The following is a 17277-nucleotide window of genomic DNA, read 5'->3' on the forward strand; positions in this document are numbered from 1 at the left end:
CATGGTGCAGGTATCACCATGTTGATCATGCTTTTTGCTCATGTGAGATTTTCACAACTGAAAAATTTTTTGCAGTTGATGTTTTTGTACATGCGGGATTTTCCCGTATGTCACTGAATGGCTGACGACGAATTTCGTCGATAGTGGCTTATCCGGCTTCCTCCAAAGTGAGGACCTCGAAAGAATCAATAACTTAGGGGTTAGGTCGTTTTGTCCAGCTCGTTGTGTCTAAGCAACACATTGAAATACAGTGAATTTACTGCGTTTGTCCAGCCTGTAAATCAACCACCACGGAAATCATGATAGTTGGGTCAAAGTGACGGCCTCGGAAAAATCAATGAGTTAGCCAACTGTTGGGGAAATCCCTATAGTTGCCGCAAGGTGGGATATCCCATCTTGGGTATTGAGATTTCCCCAACACCTTTTATTTGTGCAGGTATCCCATAGGTTAAAGGGCATAATATGCCCTTTGGATTATTCTTCTTTCTGCTGCATTAGTTTGTTGAATTTTTCATGCAGCGATTGCGGGTACAGTTCTGTATACACCTGCCATAATACATTCAGTGAACGATGGCCTGTAACCTGAGCCACTTCTTCAATGGAAAAGCCCGCTTCAAATAATCGACTCGCTCCTTCTCTGCGTAGGTCGTGATAGCGGAGGTCTTGGATGCCTAGCTCAACACATGCATTGTGAAAACCATTAGATATACTTCTTGTATTGTAGGGAAATATCAGCCCACTACCATATTTAGGTTGTCTTTGGACAATATCCCACGCCTCCCCAAGTAAAGGAACAAGCATATGATTACCTGTTTTCTTCCTGGGGTCTTTCCTGTCTCTTACGAGCACCGCCCTCTGCTTTTCATCGATATCATCCCATCTAATCCTGCACACTTCTCCAATGCGCATGCAGGAAAGTATCGAGAAGTTCAATATATCCTCGTAAGGAATATGACTTGTCCGGTGACTCCCTTTTCTGCGTAGTACCTCCATTACTCTCTCTAACTCCTCGCGTTCTGGTCTTCTACTACGCCGCTGGCTTTTACTGATTAACCCCATTCGGGTTAAAACTGAACGGGCTTCATGTGCGGGATTTGAGGTGTAGTCTATATCGTAAACAGGCTTAGCTGATTTTAGGACTGATGATAAATAAGCTATATCATGATTAATAGTGGTAGGGGTGGTTCCTGTAGAATGTCGTTGCTTGCAATGTTCAACAATATGACTGACCGAAAGTTCAGTTAGAGTAAGTTTTGTGAGATTACTCTTTGACAATGAGTTCAATACGGATTTTTTGCTTTGTCCTGCTTTTTTTCCTAGATTGGGATCGGCGATGTATTTGTGCAACAAGTCACCTACAGTTAAATCTTCAATATCATTATTCGAGGGGACCCCGTTTTGTTCCAGTTCAGCAACCCGCATAGCACCCCATGTTTTGGCGTGGGACTGCTTTCCAAATGTGCGGTTTTCTCTGTAAATATATTTACCACCAGATTTAACGCCAACGGTACAACGATAACGGGTGGTGCCGTCTGCGCGCAGGCGCTTTTCTATGCTATAGTAGGCCATCTTTGATACTCTCCTATTCAGGTCCCTATATTAATGGGGTGCTGTATGGGGTGCTGGTAATCCAAAAATAGCCTAAAATACCCTTAAATGCACGAAAATTAGCAAAAATAGAAATCCAAAGGATTCAGCATAATAGCAAGGAATGGCAGGGAGTTAGCGTGTTATCTGGGAAATCTTTCTTTATATTTAATCGATATCTGATCAATTCATTTTGCGGCTGGTTATTGTTTTCTTGTTGGTGGTTTTGCTTATGGGTCATCGCTTACTATTTTGTCAATGACTCTGAATTAGCTATCTTATTTTTTCCTTTTGCCTTACGTCTCGGTATTGCACTTCATACTCCCAAGCGTTATTGGATGACTATTTACGGTGCAGAATGGAAACTTACTATTTGTTTGGCGCTCTTAATGGGCCAGCCGCAATGGCTTACTGTATTAACGGCCAGTATAGCCAGTTTCCCTCTTGTTTGGTTTGCTTGCCATTATTATTGTGGCAGTCAAAGTCAATGGCAGCGATTTGCAGTTATGGCAGCTGTAATTCTAGTAGCTTCCATTATTAATGTGTTGGCGATAAGCAATCATAATTCTGCTTTGAGTATTGCATTCTTGGTGAGTTTAACTGGCGGTGTCATGTTGGTTCCTTTGTGTTATTTAGTATGGCACTACCTGTTCCAAAATATTTGGCTGCCTCTGACTGCTAACCTTGTATCACATCAAATTCAGTTTCATCTGAAACACGTTGTTCTTTATATTTTATTATTTGTACTGAATATTTTTCTTCAGGTTAACCTCCCGAATGAGTTGCGTTATTTTGCTCCATTTTGTCTGGTCATTCCAATTATCTTATTGGCTTTTCGTTATGGCTGGCAAGGTGCTGTAGTCGGTACTTTGCTGAACAGTATTGCATTGATTGCCGCACGTAGTGGTGTATCAAATATGGAGATCACAGATCTCTTGTTATCGCTGTTGGTTCAAACGGTTACTGGGATTATGTTGGGTGTGGCTGTGCAGCGTCAGCGTGATCTCAATGCACAGTTAAAGCGTCAACTCCATTGTAATCACAGTCTGTCCCGTCAATTGGTGAAAGCGGAAGAATCGGTAAGGCGGGAGATTGCACGTGAATTGCATGATGAAATTGGTCAGAATATTACAGCTATTCGCACACAAGCCAATATTATCCAGCGGGTAGAAGTGGCACCGATTAGTGCTAATTGCGCCAAAACGATCGAGTCACTATCCCTAAATATTTATGATACGACTAAAGGATTGTTGAGTCGGCTGCGGCCTAAAATTCTTGATGATCTCGGTTTGAAAGAAGCTATAGAACAATTATTGCGGGATATGAAATTTGAATCTCATGGCATATCAGTAGAAATTCATTGGACAACAGATTCAGTTATGGCAATTGAGCAATTAAGTGATACAACCAAAATTACGTTATATCGCCTTTGTCAGGAAGCGTTGAATAATGCCATGAAATATTCTCAAGCGGATCGTATTGAGCTGCATTTTTCTGTCAAAGATATGATCCATTTATTGATTCAAGATAATGGTATTGGCTGTAAAGCCGAAGATCATATGAAAGGATTTGGTTTACGTGGTATGCGGGAACGTGTGCAGGCTCTCGGTGGAAAATTCTCCATTCACGGTGAAAAACGACAAGGTGATTCGACATCTTCAGGAACGGATTTGTCTATTATTTTGCCTAAATTTTAAGGTAGGGACATGACAGTTTTTTCGCAAACCAAGCCATTAAATGACAAGTATTTATATGATGGAGAAATCGGAGAACAGTATCGTTACTGGCGCTTGCATATTATGTTGAACCTTTATATAGGATATGCATTATTTTATTTTACCCGTAAAAATTTTAATTATGCAGTGCCTGCCATGATAACTGATCTCGGCCTTGATAAAGCGGAAATTGGCCTTATTGGCACGCTGTTTTATATCACATATGGTTGCTCTAAATTCCTTTCCGGCATTATTTCTGACCGCTCCAATCCGCGTTATTTTATGGGAATAGGGTTAATTGCCACAGGGATTATTAATATCTTTTTTGGTTTGTCCAGTTCGATTGTAATGTTTGCCTTTCTGTGGATTTTAAATGCATGGTTTCAGGGATGGGGTTCACCGTCATGCGCTAAATTACTCACCAGTTGGTATTCTCGCTCAGAACGTGGTTTTTGGTGGTCTCTATGGAATACTTCACATCATGTAGGTAGTGCATTGATTGCATTATTTGTCAGTTTCTTGACGTTACATGTTAGCTGGCGAGAAGGGTTTATTGTGCCGGGTTGTTTAGGTATTTTGACCGGAGTATTTTTATGTTGGCGATTACGTGACAAGCCTACCACAATGGGGTTACCGACCATTGGTCAATTTCGTAATGATCATTTGGAAAAGGTGCACGAAGATCAAGGGCAAGGGTTAACTACCAAAGAAATCCTGAAAACTTATGTTTTTTGCAATAAGTATATTTGGCTGCTTTCATTTAGTTACGTTCTGGTATATCTCGTTCGTACTGTTATTAATGATTGGGGAAATGTCTATCTGACAGAATATCATCATTATGATTTAGTGAGTGCAAATGCAGTATTGTCACTTTTTGAAGTCGGTGGATTTATGGGGTCACTGGTTGCAGGATGGGGATCTGACAAAGTGTTTGGCGGCAATCGTGGGCCGATGAACTTGATATTTGCAACGGGTATTTTTTTATCAGTGGCAGCCTTATGGTTAATGCCTATGACTAATTTGATTTTTCAATCAATAGGCTTTTTTACCATTGGCTTTTTCGTTTTTGGCCCACAATTGTTGATTGGAATGGCGGCTGCGGAATGTTCGCATAAAGATTCTGCGGGAGCAGCCACAGGATTTGTTGGTCTCTTTGCCTATACAGGGGCTGCACTTGCCGGTTATCCTTTTGCCGTTATTTTAGAGCATTACCATTGGACGGGGTTATTTATTACCATTTCTGTCTGCGCAGTAATGATAGGTTTATTATTACTTCCGTTCCTGCAAGCCCAGTTTCCTCGACAGAAAGTACAGGAGTATAGATAACTATGTGGCTGGGGTGAGTGAGCGCAGCCAACAAAGAGGCAACTTGAAAGACGGAGGATATAGATATTAAATGTGTAGATTTAGTATGGGCTTACTATCTATGACACCATTCATCTTTGGTTATTTCCCAAAATTCACAGTCATGTCTTCCTGTTTGTAAGTAAGATGTTATTTTATAGTAATAAAAAACAACAAGTTTAGTGTTAAAAATAGTCAATTCAATTTTTTCACTTTAGCAAAATAATGGGATGCAAGGTTTGGATTTTAAAAACATGGTATAGTACGCCCCCGATTTTTCCTATCCGCCGGAATGTTATGTCTTATCAATGTCCTTTATGCCACTTACCATTACTGTTTGCTAACTACCAATCCACTAACCTCCAATCTGCTAACTCCCAATGGCATTGCGAAAATAATCATCAGTTCGATTGCGCAAAAGAAGGGTATGTCAATTTACTGCCTGTTCAGCATAAACGCTCAAAAGAGCCGGGTGATAGTGTGGAAATGATGCAAGCAAGAAGGGCATTTTTGCATTCAGGCCATTATCGGGCGCTGCAACAAAAAGCTATTGAATTACTTAGCGAATATTTACCAGAACATGCTAATACTTTGTTGGATATTGGTTGTGGAGAAGGTTATTACACAGCAGCGGTTCAGGAGCAGTTGAATCTTCAGCGAGATTTGGTGGTGTATGGATTGGATGTGGCGAAAGTTGCTGTCCGTTATGGCGCCAAGCGTTATCCTGAGGTTAATTTTTGCGTAGCATCCAGCCATCGGTTGCCATTTGAGGATAGTTCAATGGATGGTATTTTGCGTATTTATGCTCCTTGCAAGGCAACAGAATTGGCTCGAGTGGTGAAAACGGATGGTATCGTTTTGACGGTAACGCCAGGCCCTCGCCATCTGTATCAATTGAAGGAATTAATTTATCAGGAAGTGCATTTACATCCTGAGAATCAGGAGCACTGGAGTGAGTTTGAATTGGTTTCAACTGAAACGCTGGCTTATGCAATGTCATTGGATGGTGAACAAGCGCATAATTTATTGCAGATGACACCTTTTGCTTGGCGGGCATCAGAAGAAGTTAAAGCACATTTGATTTCGAAAAAACAGTTCAATTGTGAAGCAGATTTCACGTTAAAAATGTATCGACGTATTTGATAATAAAAAGATTACTGTCACTTTTATGAGATCGTAGATCTGGCGTAATTATGTGCGCACTATGCCTAATGGATTTTGAATTTCAGCCAATAAAGCTGCCACTAGAAAGACGAAAGCATATATTACTCCAGATCATTGGCATAAATAATAGCTTATTCCGCATACATAAATAATTTAAGGTGCTCGAATAATATATTGAAGCCAATAGCAATTAAGACTAATCCTCCAACCAACTCGGCTCTTTTACCTAATAACGGGCCAATATAGCGACCAATTAACATGCCTAATGTAGCCATAATCATGGTCATGAGGCCGATGGTCATGGCTGTGTGTAGAATATCAACTTGCAGGAAGGCAAGGCCGACACCAATTGCCATCGCGTCCAGACTGGTTGCAATAGCAGTGAGGACTAATGTCACTGAACTATGACGTTGAGAAGGGGCCTTAGAGGAAGTTTCAGGTTCATGTTTGAAACTGTTCATGATCATTCGGCAGCCAAGAATTAACAGCAATGAAAAGGCAATCCAATGATCCCATTCCAGAATGTATTGGCTGGCATACAGGCCCAATGACCATCCGATTAAAGGAGTACAGGCTTCAACCAGACCAAAGATGATACCTGTGCGGATAGCTTCGCGGAAATGAGGTCGGTGAAGGGCGGCTCCTTTTCCTATGGCAGCGGCAAAAGCATCCATGGAAAGGGCGAACGCGAGAATAAGTGTTGCATAGAGATTCATCAAAATAGCCTCGGCTGGGTGATTCCATATCCACACAACACACCCCCAACCAATGGTGCTGTTATGTGTCTATGGTCTTGCCAACCGATTTATACCCGTTATCTTTCAAGTTTCCGCTTTGTTAGCTGTCACTTGTAATCTGTAGAGCATAAAAACCTAGATTTTATTAGGTTATTTGGTCATTCGTACCACGTTTTATTTTAAACGAGTATGTTGATACGAATTTTCCAGATATTTTCTGGAACAGGCTACTCCCCAATGACTGCAGCGGACAATATCATATTCAGAATAAAAGGCAAAAAATATTTTGTTATATTTTAAATATACAAATGATAATGCTTATCATTATCTATGTTTATTTTGGGGGTAAATAAGACCAATGTAACTTATTGATCTTATCTATCTGGCATTAAAATAAGTGAAATTATTTATTGCTGACAAGGAATTGATAAATTTTTTCTAAATCATCCAAATTTGTTACAGATATGTATATTTTGTGTTGCTCTAAATCCATCATGAGAATGCCATCTTCAGATAAGTTCATTGCTTTAATTTTTTCATAAGAAAAAAAACGGTTGGCATGATAAAAACCGTATTTTTTAAGAATTAGTTTTGGTGAGCGAATATATCCTAAATACAGTGTCACCAGTATGATAAATGATAATAAATAGGTAGTGAATGGGTTACCGTGCGATATAACATTATTATAAATAATGATGGAAATTAAAATGATAAAGATCAGGGCGTCAATCCGATGTTTTCTTTTAAGTTTAATATTTAACAACGTCTTGCCTTTGAGCTGATTGATAATAAATTCATCATAAATCGCAAAAGCGAGCATTAACACAATCAAAACTATCAAGACGATATCATTCAAGCTCATTTTATCCCCTGATCTTATAATCAATGATATAACTTACAATAAATGGGGAGGAATTTTTCCTCCCCAATGTTTCTAATTAAAAATGTTTGCCAATCTGATTATTTGGCTATGCCCAGGAAACCAAGGTGGTAACCGACGATGCCTATAACAAAGAAACCGATAATAATCCATAAGGGATTGACTTTTTTCCGTAATAGCCACATACAACCAAATGTCAGTAGTAGTGGGGCAATACCAGGCAGTAATTGGTCTAGGATGGTTTGAATAGTCGTGACTTTAATCTCACCTGTTGTTGGATCAGGCACTTTGGAAATAACGAAAGGGATATTGACTTTAGTCCAACTATTAACCAAGGCCCCCATAACAAACAGGCCTAATATTGACGCCCCCTCTGTCATTTTTTGCAGGAAACCGCCACCCATATCTTTAACGATATCCATTCCCTTCTTATAACCATAGGCTACGCCGTAATAACGGGTCAGAAAACGTACCAGGTTGAATAAGATAAAGAACAGTATAGGCCCCATCATACTACCACTCATCGCAATACCGGCACCCAATGCGGCAAAAACAGGTCGGACGGTGCCCCAGAAAATGGGATCACCAACGCCAGCCAACGGTCCCATCAAACCGACTTTGATCCCGTTTATAGCACCGTCATCAATGTCGGCACCATTGGCACGCTGTTCCTCCATTGCCATAGTGACACCAAGGATAGGTGCCGCTACATAAGGATGAGTATTAAAGAATTCCAGATGGCGTTTGATAGCCTGTTTGCGTTCTTCAGTATTTTCGGGATACAAGCGGCGAATAGCAGGAACCATTGAGAAGCAAAATCCCAGTGCCTGCATGCGTTCAAAGTTCCATGAGCCCTGAAACAGATTAGAGCGGAGGAAAACGCCACGAATATCGCTTTGTGTCAGTTTTTTCTGGCCCATGTTTTTTGTCTCTGACATGTTGTTCATCCTCTTAATCTAATTCGTTATCAAGGTCATTTGGGGTATTGCCGGCAGGTGCAGCTACCTGTGATTGATTGTATTTAGGGCTAAGCTGGATATACAGGATCGCCAAGACAGCGCCGGCGATACCAAGTATAACGAGATTGTGGATATATACTGCGGCCACGAAACCCAGGTAAAAGAAAGGCATCAAGTAGCCGGCACGCATCATATTAATTACCATTGCATAACCAACAACAACAATCATTCCACCTGCGATATTGAGGCCAGTAGTGACAACTTCTGGAATAGAATTCAGCATATTTTGGACTTCGGAAGTGCCGACAGACAGCGCCACAACCAATGCCGGAAGAGCAATACGCATTGCCTGAAGTAACAACGCAGAAATATGAAGGGCGCTGATAGCACGAAGATTGCCGTTTTCTGCTGCCTTGTCGGCTGCGTGCTGGAAACCAACAGTCAGGGTACGGACAATGATAGTCAGAACCTGGCCTGCTGCTGCCAGTGGAATAGCCAGTGCGATACCGGCACCAACATCTTGCCCACCTGCGATAACCAGAATGGTTGAAATGATGGACGCCAGTGCTGCATCGGGGGCGACGGCCGCACCGATATTCATCCAGCCAAGGGCAATCATTTCCAGTGTACCGCCGATGATAATGCCGGATTTTATATCGCCAAGCACTAAGCCGATTAATGTACAAGCGATCAATGGGCGGTGAAATTGAAATTCATCAAGAATCGAATCCATACCTGCGATACAGGCAACGATGAATATCAACACAAGTTGAACAACGGTAATTTCCATTGTCTTTCTCCTGTAACCAAATGTAATTTGGTAAGCATTTCGTTATTGAGTAATGGTTAGTAAAATGACATCTGTTTTTATTGTTAAACTTTTTTCAGTAAATCCATCATGTTTAAACGGGTATCACTGGCAACTTTGCGGGCTTCAAGTTCTATGCCACGAGAGTTCAGTTTTTCAAAGGCCTCAATGTCAGTCCCATCAACGGAAATCGCATTATTGATCTGGGTTTTTCCTTGACGGAAAGCCATGCCACCGATGTTTATAGATTCGATATTTACGCCGTCTTCTACAATACGCAGGACATCTGTTGGATTGGTAAATAGCAGCATGACACGTTCACCAGCATATTTGGGGTTGTTGTAAACCCGGACGCACTTGGCAACGTCTATGACGTGGGCGCTGACGCCGGGAGGTGCGACTTGTTTCAACAAAGTCGAACGAACAGTATCTTGAGCAACTTCATCACTAACCACAATGATACGCTTGACGTTAGTTTCTTTAGTCCAACGGGTGGCAACTTGACCGTGAATAAGGCGATCATCAATGCGGGCGAGGGCAATCTTCATATGACCGCCCGCAGCAGTAGTTGGTGACACAGTGGTTGCTGAAGCAGGTGCAATGGCTGGTTTGACAGGTTCGGATTTTGCTGGCTCTTCGGCTTGCTCTGTTTTAAGGGCTCGAACTCCTTCTTTCCCAGCTTCTAATGCAACAGAAACCAGCTCTTCCATGGATGGATCATCGTCACGACACATGAAAGCTTCAACAAGCATCGGAATGTTTACACCGGTGATGATTTCGTAGTTGTCTTTATCAACAACGATACGGTTTGCGGCATTGAATGGGCTGCCACCCCAAGTATCGACAAAAAACAGAACTCCTTGTTCTGTATCAAGCGATTCTAGTTTTTTATTGTATTTATCGAATAATGTATCAGCATTTTCACCGGGCACAAAGTCGATATAAGAAACATTTTCTTGCTCTCCAATCAACATCTCTGTGGTATGAAGCAGTTGTTCTGCCGCAGCCCCGTGTGTGCCAATCATAATGGCTATACTCACTTGTTTTCCCCTTTCTTTAACAATTGAATTCAAACCTACTGCAAGCACATACTCAATATTTCTAATGTATTGAATCTTCTATCAATGAATAGGATAGTTGTGAATATGAAACTGTATCGAAAATCTATCTCAAAATTTCATTTCGTATGGTTTTATATTTCGTTACATAAGAAAATATGTCGTTAGATTATCATTTGAAGCCTTCAAGAAAATTGCTATCAGTCAGAAAAATTAAGATAGACTGTTTTGATAGGCCAAAATAAGATTTTATACTAATTAATTGTAAAATTTTATTTTTTAATATTGTATATTTATTGTGAATAGGGATTTACATCTGTTTCCGGTAACATTTTATTAATTTTTTGATAAAAAAATTGTGATGTTTTTATCGCGAAATGGAAAATAATGTACTTTAGTAATTCGTTTCAGCCAAAAAAATATCCCTACCGAATAGAAGGGATATTATTTCAGATAGACTGTAGATGTAGCAAAGATAGGCAACAATATCACTCATTACAGGATGAATAAGTGATATTTTGTATTAGTCACACTGAACTTTTATTGCTAAGCCGCCGCGTGAAGTTTCACGGTATTTCGCGTTCATATCTTTACCAGTTTCATACATGGTTTCAATGACCTTATCGAGTGAAACACGTGGTTCACTGGTACGGCGCATTGCCATACGAGAAGCATTGATTGCCTTGACTGACGCAATAGCATTACGTTCAATACAAGGAACTTGCACTTGGCCTGCAACAGGGTCACAAGTCAGGCCAAGGTTATGTTCCATGCCAATTTCTGCTGCGATGCATACCTGCTCAGGGCTACCCCCAAGTAATTCTGCAAGGCCGGCTGCTGCCATAGAGCAAGCAACACCAACTTCACCCTGACAGCCGACTTCAGCGCCAGAAATAGAGGCATTCATCTTATATAAGATACCGACTGCACCAGAAGCCAGGAAATAGCGGGTATACAATTCTGGTGTTACTGGCTCAATACAGTGGTTGTAATAGGCCAAAACGGCAGGGACGATCCCACATGCGCCATTGGTTGGTGCTGTAACAACACGGCCACCAGCGGCATTTTCTTCATTGACGGCCAATGCAAACATATTGATTAAATCAACAACATTCATTGGGTCATTGGACAATTTGTTCGATGATGTCAGCATACGATGTAATGCTGCTGCGCGACGAGGAACACGTAATGGGCCTGGCAAAACCCCTTCTGTGGTCAGACCACGATCGATACAGGCTTGCATGGTTGCCCATACATCTGCGAAATACTCAGCGATTTCTTCTTTGCTGTGTAAATCCAATTCATTTTTCATCATCAAGCCAGAAACGGACAAACCTGTTTTGCTACAGTTCATCAGCAGTTCTGCCGCGGAGCTGTATGGGTAAGAAACAGGTCTGGTATTTTGGGATGGCTTGCCAAAATGTTCTTCATCAACAATGAAACCACCACCGATAGAGTAGTAGGTTTTGCTGTAGATTTTTTTATCACCAGCGAACGCATGAATTTGCATGCCGTTTTCGTGCAGTGATAGGTTATCGCTACGGAAGTTCATACCGCCATCGCGAGGAAAATCGACTTCCTGTAAACCGTTTGCCAATGGCAAACGTTGAGTTCGCTCAACATCACGAATAAAACCTGGAATTGAATCAATATCAACGGTTGCTGGCATATTACCCGCCAGACCCATGATGATAGCGATATCCGTATGGTGACCTTTTCCGGTTAATGAAAGTGAGCCGTATATATCAACAGCTACACGCGTGATAGAGGACATTACTCCCTGGTTTACAAGATCATCGACAAATTGTTTGCCTGCTTTCATAGGACCAACAGTATGAGAGCTGGATGGGCCAATACCCACCTTAAACATGTCGAAAACGCTAATCACGCCAGACTCCTTTAAGAAGAAAGAGATATAGTTATATATATTAAAGCGCGCTACTTTACTGTTATTTAGTAGTGTTGATAAAGGAGTTTACAGTTTTTTTTTAATTATAATAGCAATTGATATGATTATGGATAAATAATGCACAGTTTTATAGCGTTTTGTGTCCAATTCAAGGTGTTTTTTGAACTTGTTGTGCTAAGCGATAAATAATGGCGGCAGTTAATCCCCAAATCATATGCTTTTGGTGCCAATAAAAATAGACTCGGTGCTGTCGGTTACGGCGTTTTATATCCAGATACCGATAATGGGGAAGGGAAAGCGCATCAAACAGTGGAATTTCAAAAATGTTTGCTACTTCTGCGGGGTTTGTCTGAAAAGAAATGGGCTCGGAAATTAGCCCGATTACTGGAGTGACACAATAACCTCCAATACTATCTAAAGGGGCTAATTGCCCCAATATTTGCACTTTATCTTGCGGTAAACTGACTTCTTCTTCTGCCTCACGCAAGGCAGTGGCAATAAGGGAAGGGTCTTCAGGATCTGCTGCTCCGCCCGGAAAAGCAATTTGTCCTGCGTGAGAGCGAAGATTTGCAGAACGTTGGGTGAATAACAACGTTGGTTCTGGCTTACATATAATCGGTAATAATACTGCGGCATTCCGTTGGTTGCTCGGCAAATGTGCTGGGTGTGCAGGAAGTTGTAATTGAAACCGATGGATGAAGTCAGAAATCGATATCATGGTATATAGAGTTCCCCTAATTGAGGTAAGATTCGTCCGAGTTTATCAAATGCTTCCTGATATTCTTTTTCAGCGATGCTGTCTGCGACTATACCGCCACCTGCCCAACAGTAAATTTTTCCTTTTTCTGTCAGTAAGGTACGGATGGTAATATTGCTGTCCATTGTACCGCAGAAACTAATATAGCCAATAGCACCGCAATATCCATGTCTGCGATGCGGTTCTAACTCTTCAATGATTTCCATGGCTCGAATTTTAGGGGCGCCAGTAATTGAACCACCAGGAAAACAAGCGCGGAGTAAATCAGTAGCATGATAGATATCAGGCAAAACTGCTGTTATGGTGCTGACAAGATGGTGTACTGCCGGAAAAGGCTCAACAATAAATAACTCAGGTACTTTGACAGAGCCTGGTATCGCAACCCGCCCAATGTCATTTCTCAGTAGGTCAACAATCATCAGGTTTTCAGCGCGATCTTTTCGTGAATTGGCTAATTTTTTTGCTTGTAGCTGATCTTCTGCAGGATCTTCCAATCGTGGCAATGTTCCTTTTATCGGACGGGTCTGAATGTGATTGTCTTCCAAAAGAATAAAGCGTTCAGGTGAAACACTGATAACGCAGTGTTCAGGTAAACGGATAAAGGCAGAGAAGGGAGCACGGTTACTCTCATTGAGCTGGGTAAATGCTTGCCATTCATCTCCCTTATAATTGGCATGGAACCGCTGCGATAAATTGACTTGATAGCAATCTCCATCTCGTAGATAGCGATGGATTTGAGCAATTTTTTCTTGGTATTGCTGTGCTGCCATGTTGGATTGCCATTGACTTGTCAGAGTAAAGTCTTCTTTTTTATTTTCTCGCAGAGACTCTAACCATGTCAGTCGTTCGTCAATATTGTGGTAGCTCAGTAATGTCGCTCTCTGTAGCTGATGATCAATAATCAAACCCCAATCGTAGATACCCATGGCCATATCGGGAAAATTCAGTTCATTGACGGCTAATTCGGGTAATTTTTCGATGCGTCGCCCGAGATCGTATCCCCATATACCTAATGCCCCTCCTTGAAAAGGTAGGTCAGGATCAAACTGAGCATTGATATCATAGGTACGAAGATGTTCTTTTAATAGCAGGAAGGGATCTTCCTGAGAAAGAGAAACCTTACCATTATGATTAATTTCGGTCGATTCTCTTTGGGTAACAAGTGTTGTCACAGGTTCTGCGACGAGAATATCAAATCGATTATGTGGATGTTCCGCAGTTCCAGAATGTAGCAACATGGCCCAAGGTAATGCAGAAAGGGGAGCAAAATAGTGAATAGCAAGATTAGGAGAATAAGGTAGTTGTCGTTTTTGTAATGCAATTTTCATGACGGAATCAGTGTTGGTATTTGGCAAATTCACAAGAAATAACATATTAATCCGCGGAGATTATCACACAATCTTACTCCTGACTTGGGATAAAAAAGGCTATAATCGCCATTTGCCATTAATCGTTATATTTTGTTTGAGGTTATAGCTATGTTTTCAGGTATGCCAGCATTATCCCATGAAGAGCAGCAAGCTGCTGTAGAAAGGATCCATCAGCTCATTTCAGAAGGGATGAGCAGTGGAGAAGCCATTGTCATCGTAGCTCAGGAATTACGTGAAAATCATCAAGATAATGAGCAGATCCATGTTTTATTTGAGGATGATGAAGAATAGTTGCAACGCATTTTTAACAAAACTCACATAATTACTTTCTACTACATGTTAATTTACCGAAACTTTTAATCCATATTATTTGGATGGTAATAGGAGGTAATAATGAAGGCAAATCAGTTTATTCGTCGTATTGGTTTATTGAGTGCAGGTGTTCTGCTTTCTGTTTCGTTCACTGTAACGGCTGCTGAGAATGAGCGTGTGGCAAAGTTTATTTCTTGTAAAAATTTAACCAAAGATCAAGTAGCGGCACAGGTTAAGCAAGATTTTTTACAACATCGTATTAATCACTGGGATAAAGACAGAAAGCAATTAGGTACTGCAAAACTGATTGCATGGGTAAATGTCAATGATATTACTGGTGATACAAACTCTTTGCAGGTTCCACTTATTGTCCGGGGTACAAAAAAGGACAAAAGTTACAGTGTCACAATTGATTGCCAAAAAGAGTCAATTAGTTATAGTGAAGTAAAATAAATAATTTGTCACGTTATCTTTTAAATATGTGCGGGATATTGGGAAGGTATCCCGTTTTGTTTAAAGAGTGAAGAGGCTTTATGGTGGAACAACGAAAACTCTATCCTGCTTATGATGCGTATCAAACAGGGTGTTTAGATACAGGAGACGGACACCAGATTTATTGGGAATTATGTGGGGACCCGAAAGGTAAACCCGCAGTATTCATTCATGGTGGCCCTGGTGGTGGGATCGCAAACTATCATCGCCAGTTATTTGATCCAGAACGCTACCATATTATGTTATTTGATCAGCGTGGCTGTGGGCGTTCTAAGCCCCACGCTAGTCTGGAAAATAATACAACCTGGCACTTGATAGAGGATCTTGAACGGCTGCGTAATTTGATGGGAGTTGAGAAATGGCTGGTTTTTGGTGGGTCATGGGGATCAACATTGTCTTTGGCTTACGCTGAAAAACATCCGGATAGTGTATCAGAATTGGTGCTGAGGGGAATTTTTCTGCTCCGTCCACAAGAGTTGAATTGGTATTATCAAGAAGGCGCTTCTCGTTTTTTCCCAGAAAAATGGGAACGTACTTTATCTATCCTATCGGAAGAAGAGCGTAAAGATGTGATAGCTGCCTATAATAAACGGCTGACAAGTGAAAATCTGCAAGTACAGTTGGAAGCAGCGCGTTTATGGAGTCTTTGGGAAGGCGAAACGGTAACATTATTGCCTTCTGAAAGCTCAGGTTCTTTCTCAGAAAATAATTTTGCTTTGGCATTTGCACGCATTGAAAATCATTACTTTATCAATAATGGTTTTATAGATGAAACTCAGCAATTGCTGGATCATATTGATGTAATCAGGCATATCCCCGCCGTGATTATACATGGACGCTATGATATGGCATGTCAGGTACAGAATGCATGGGATTTGGCAAAGGCATGGCCGGAGGCTGAGTTGTGTATTGTGGAAGGTGCTGGCCACTCTTTTGATGAAGCGGGTATTTTGCACCAACTAATCAAGGCGACTGATAAGTTTGTTGGAAAATAGCTGAAATAACCACCCGCAAAGAGGTGGTTATCCTTTTCATTTTCTTAACGACTTCTTGGCTCATAAGGCAAACGTGACAGAAATCTCGATTGCTGGCGGTAGTGGTGCAAGCGTTGTTGGAAATATTCTCGCAGATGTGGTGGTTGTGCTTGCTCAACGGTGTCAGGAATAACAGGCATGTTATAGCGCTCTTTAAAAGCAACACCGGATGCTGCTAAATCAATATTGATCTTATCCATCTCATCTTTAGATAATTTGGCTAAGTTATGTTCCATTATGACCTCTCTGAAAATTTATTTTTTATTTCTCTTGGAAGAAAATTAATCGACTCGTTTTTGTTTAGCAAGTTGTTTAAATAAGGTCAAAAAAACGTCTTGTAAATATAAATAATATCAATTCTCATTTATATTAAAAAATGCTTTTTTGAATAAAAGTATAATTAAATAAAACTGATTCTTATTTCCTTATGTTTAATGAGATTTATTCTTGTTGATTTTTATTTATAAATGGTTATTTATCAAATTGTTAGTTATTTTAATTTTATTTTTGTCTTATGTGATTTTAATTGGCATAATACGCCGAGTTTAATGAATTATTAGGAGGGGTGGCCGATGTTAAAACAAGAAATGATCAAAAAATTAAATGAGCAATTAAATTTAGAATTTTATTCTGCGAATTTATACCTGCAAATGAGTGCATGGTGTAGTGATAACGGTTATGAAGGCGCAGCAGCATTTTTGAGAACTCATTCACAAGAAGAAATGCAGCATATGCAACGCCTGTTTGATTATTTGGGGGACACTGGTTCAATGCCTGTATTGGGTGCTATTCAGGCTCCTCCTGTTGAGTTCAATTCTATCTCTGATGTGTTTAATCAGACTTATGAGCATGAAAAATTGATCACAGAAGAGATCAATAAACTTGCTCATGTAGCGATGACGACACAAGACTACTCCACTTTTAATTTCTTGCAATGGTATGTTGCTGAACAGCATGAAGAAGAAAAACTGTTCAAATCCATTCTAGATAAATTGGGTATGGTAGGTGAAAGTGGAAAGGCTCTGTTCTTGTTGGATAAAGAGCTTAAGGGATTGTCTATGGCACCAGCACACGCCTGATATACCCTTCGTCTTTCAAGTTGCCTGCGTTCACTCACCCCGGTCACATAGTTATCTATGCTCCCGGGGATT

General features: G+C 40.7%; 17 protein-coding genes and 1 riboswitch. Of the genes, 7 read left to right on the top strand and 10 right to left on the bottom strand.

Annotation, left to right across the window (positions count from 1 at the left end; all coding sequences use genetic code 11):
- Nucleotides 1–474: 474 nt before the first annotated feature.
- Nucleotides 475–1569 carry a site-specific integrase gene (locus PSI23_RS04895; protein WP_273554029.1) on the bottom strand — a complete coding sequence of 365 codons (1095 nt, stop codon included), beginning with the start codon at nucleotides 1567–1569 and terminating at the stop codon, nucleotides 475–477.
- Between the two features lie 158 nt (nucleotides 1570–1727).
- On the opposite strand from PSI23_RS04895, the gene uhpB reads away from it, so the two are divergent.
- The 3 genes from uhpB (at nucleotide 1728) to rlmA (ending at nucleotide 5789) form a co-directional block, all read left to right on the top strand.
- Nucleotides 1728–3284 (top strand): signal transduction histidine-protein kinase/phosphatase UhpB, encoded by a 1557-nt coding sequence (uhpB, locus tag PSI23_RS04900; protein WP_273554030.1) that lies wholly within the window; start codon nucleotides 1728–1730, stop codon nucleotides 3282–3284.
- Nucleotides 3285–3293: 9 nt separating this feature from the next.
- Complete coding sequence (locus tag PSI23_RS04905) at nucleotides 3294–4628, top strand: MFS transporter (RefSeq protein ID WP_273554031.1); 1335 nt, start codon at nucleotides 3294–3296, stop codon at nucleotides 4626–4628.
- A 315-nt stretch (nucleotides 4629–4943) separates the two neighbouring features.
- Nucleotides 4944–5789 carry a 23S rRNA (guanine(745)-N(1))-methyltransferase gene (rlmA, locus tag PSI23_RS04910; RefSeq protein ID WP_273554032.1) on the top strand — a complete coding sequence of 282 codons (846 nt, stop codon included), beginning with the start codon at nucleotides 4944–4946 and terminating at the stop codon, nucleotides 5787–5789.
- 152 nt (nucleotides 5790–5941) lie between these two features.
- On the opposite strand, the gene mntP is transcribed toward rlmA, so the two are convergent.
- The 8 genes from mntP to pabB form a co-directional block, all read right to left on the bottom strand.
- The gene (mntP, locus tag PSI23_RS04915; protein ID WP_273554033.1) at nucleotides 5942–6526 is read right to left on the bottom strand and encodes a manganese efflux pump MntP; all 585 of its coding nucleotides are present in this window, start codon (nucleotides 6524–6526) and stop codon (nucleotides 5942–5944) included.
- 143 nt (nucleotides 6527–6669) lie between these two features.
- A riboswitch (yybP-ykoY riboswitch) is annotated at nucleotides 6670–6797 on the bottom strand.
- 153 nt (nucleotides 6798–6950) lie between these two features.
- Nucleotides 6951–7409: a DUF986 family protein gene (locus PSI23_RS04920; RefSeq protein WP_273554034.1), complete on the bottom strand. Its 459-nt coding sequence runs from the start codon at nucleotides 7407–7409 to the stop codon at nucleotides 6951–6953.
- Between the two features lie 98 nt (nucleotides 7410–7507).
- The gene (locus PSI23_RS04925; RefSeq protein ID WP_273554035.1) at nucleotides 7508–8365 is read right to left on the bottom strand and encodes a PTS mannose transporter subunit IID; all 858 of its coding nucleotides are present in this window, start codon (nucleotides 8363–8365) and stop codon (nucleotides 7508–7510) included.
- 13 nt (nucleotides 8366–8378) lie between these two features.
- A complete protein-coding gene (locus PSI23_RS04930) occupies nucleotides 8379–9176 on the bottom strand; it encodes a PTS mannose/fructose/sorbose transporter subunit IIC (protein WP_273554036.1) in 798 nt (265 codons plus the stop codon).
- A gap of 83 nt (nucleotides 9177–9259) precedes the next feature.
- Nucleotides 9260–10234: a PTS mannose transporter subunit IIAB gene (gene manX / locus PSI23_RS04935; protein WP_273554037.1), complete on the bottom strand. Its 975-nt coding sequence runs from the start codon at nucleotides 10232–10234 to the stop codon at nucleotides 9260–9262.
- A gap of 541 nt (nucleotides 10235–10775) precedes the next feature.
- The gene (locus tag PSI23_RS04940) at nucleotides 10776–12140 is read right to left on the bottom strand and encodes an L-serine ammonia-lyase (protein WP_273554038.1); all 1365 of its coding nucleotides are present in this window, start codon (nucleotides 12138–12140) and stop codon (nucleotides 10776–10778) included.
- 169 nt (nucleotides 12141–12309) lie between these two features.
- Nucleotides 12310–12879, bottom strand: a complete 570-nt coding sequence (locus tag PSI23_RS04945; RefSeq protein ID WP_273554039.1) for a CoA pyrophosphatase — start codon at nucleotides 12877–12879, stop codon at nucleotides 12310–12312.
- Nucleotides 12876–14246 (bottom strand): aminodeoxychorismate synthase component 1, encoded by a 1371-nt coding sequence (pabB, locus tag PSI23_RS04950; RefSeq protein WP_273554040.1) that lies wholly within the window; start codon nucleotides 14244–14246, stop codon nucleotides 12876–12878. The genes PSI23_RS04945 and pabB overlap by 4 nt, the downstream gene beginning before the upstream one ends.
- 150 nt (nucleotides 14247–14396) lie before the next feature.
- Between pabB and PSI23_RS04955 the strand changes: the two genes are divergently transcribed.
- The 3 genes from PSI23_RS04955 to pip all read left to right on the top strand — a co-directional run bounded on the left by PSI23_RS04955 (nucleotide 14397) and on the right by pip (nucleotide 16087).
- On the top strand, nucleotides 14397–14579 hold the full coding sequence (locus PSI23_RS04955; protein WP_273554041.1) for a YoaH family protein: 183 nt from the start codon (nucleotides 14397–14399) through the stop codon (nucleotides 14577–14579).
- 102 nt (nucleotides 14580–14681) lie between these two features.
- Complete coding sequence (gene yebF / locus PSI23_RS04960) at nucleotides 14682–15053, top strand: protein YebF (protein WP_273554042.1); 372 nt, start codon at nucleotides 14682–14684, stop codon at nucleotides 15051–15053.
- Between the two features lie 80 nt (nucleotides 15054–15133).
- A complete protein-coding gene (gene pip, locus PSI23_RS04965; RefSeq protein WP_273554043.1) occupies nucleotides 15134–16087 on the top strand; it encodes a prolyl aminopeptidase in 954 nt (317 codons plus the stop codon).
- Nucleotides 16088–16131: 44 nt separating this feature from the next.
- On the opposite strand, the gene PSI23_RS04970 is transcribed toward pip, so the two are convergent.
- The gene (locus PSI23_RS04970; protein WP_273554044.1) at nucleotides 16132–16362 is read right to left on the bottom strand and encodes a DNA polymerase III subunit theta; all 231 of its coding nucleotides are present in this window, start codon (nucleotides 16360–16362) and stop codon (nucleotides 16132–16134) included.
- Between the two features lie 336 nt (nucleotides 16363–16698).
- Here PSI23_RS04970 and ftnA point away from each other — a divergent pair, with 336 nt between their 5' ends.
- The gene (gene ftnA / locus PSI23_RS04975) at nucleotides 16699–17205 is read left to right on the top strand and encodes a non-heme ferritin (RefSeq protein ID WP_273554045.1); all 507 of its coding nucleotides are present in this window, start codon (nucleotides 16699–16701) and stop codon (nucleotides 17203–17205) included.
- Nucleotides 17206–17277: the final 72 nt, after the last annotated feature.

This window comes from Xenorhabdus yunnanensis (assembly GCF_028598805.1).
Classification (GTDB): Bacteria; Pseudomonadota; Gammaproteobacteria; order Enterobacterales; family Enterobacteriaceae; genus Xenorhabdus; species Xenorhabdus yunnanensis.

Excerpts from the sequence above, each read along its gene's own strand:
- rlmA (WP_273554032.1), top strand. The coding sequence starts at position 4,944 with ATGTCTTATCAATGTCCTTTATGCCACTTACCATTACTGTTTGCTAAC.
- PSI23_RS04945 (WP_273554039.1), bottom strand. The coding sequence starts at position 12,879 with ATGATATCGATTTCTGACTTCATCCATCGGTTTCAATTACAACTTCCT.
- PSI23_RS04920 (WP_273554034.1), bottom strand. The coding sequence starts at position 7,409 with ATGAGCTTGAATGATATCGTCTTGATAGTTTTGATTGTGTTAATGCTC.
- PSI23_RS04970 (WP_273554044.1), bottom strand. The coding sequence starts at position 16,362 with ATGGAACATAACTTAGCCAAATTATCTAAAGATGAGATGGATAAGATC.
- PSI23_RS04895 (WP_273554029.1), bottom strand. The coding sequence starts at position 1,569 with ATGGCCTACTATAGCATAGAAAAGCGCCTGCGCGCAGACGGCACCACC.
- PSI23_RS04930 (WP_273554036.1), bottom strand. The coding sequence starts at position 9,176 with ATGGAAATTACCGTTGTTCAACTTGTGTTGATATTCATCGTTGCCTGT.
- PSI23_RS04905 (WP_273554031.1), top strand. The coding sequence starts at position 3,294 with ATGACAGTTTTTTCGCAAACCAAGCCATTAAATGACAAGTATTTATAT.
- mntP (WP_273554033.1), bottom strand. The coding sequence starts at position 6,526 with ATGAATCTCTATGCAACACTTATTCTCGCGTTCGCCCTTTCCATGGAT.
- PSI23_RS04925 (WP_273554035.1), bottom strand. The coding sequence starts at position 8,365 with ATGTCAGAGACAAAAAACATGGGCCAGAAAAAACTGACACAAAGCGAT.
- pabB (WP_273554040.1), bottom strand. The coding sequence starts at position 14,246 with ATGAAAATTGCATTACAAAAACGACAACTACCTTATTCTCCTAATCTT.
- ftnA (WP_273554045.1), top strand. The coding sequence starts at position 16,699 with ATGTTAAAACAAGAAATGATCAAAAAATTAAATGAGCAATTAAATTTA.
- PSI23_RS04955 (WP_273554041.1), top strand. The coding sequence starts at position 14,397 with ATGTTTTCAGGTATGCCAGCATTATCCCATGAAGAGCAGCAAGCTGCT.
- pip (WP_273554043.1), top strand. The coding sequence starts at position 15,134 with ATGGTGGAACAACGAAAACTCTATCCTGCTTATGATGCGTATCAAACA.
- yebF (WP_273554042.1), top strand. The coding sequence starts at position 14,682 with ATGAAGGCAAATCAGTTTATTCGTCGTATTGGTTTATTGAGTGCAGGT.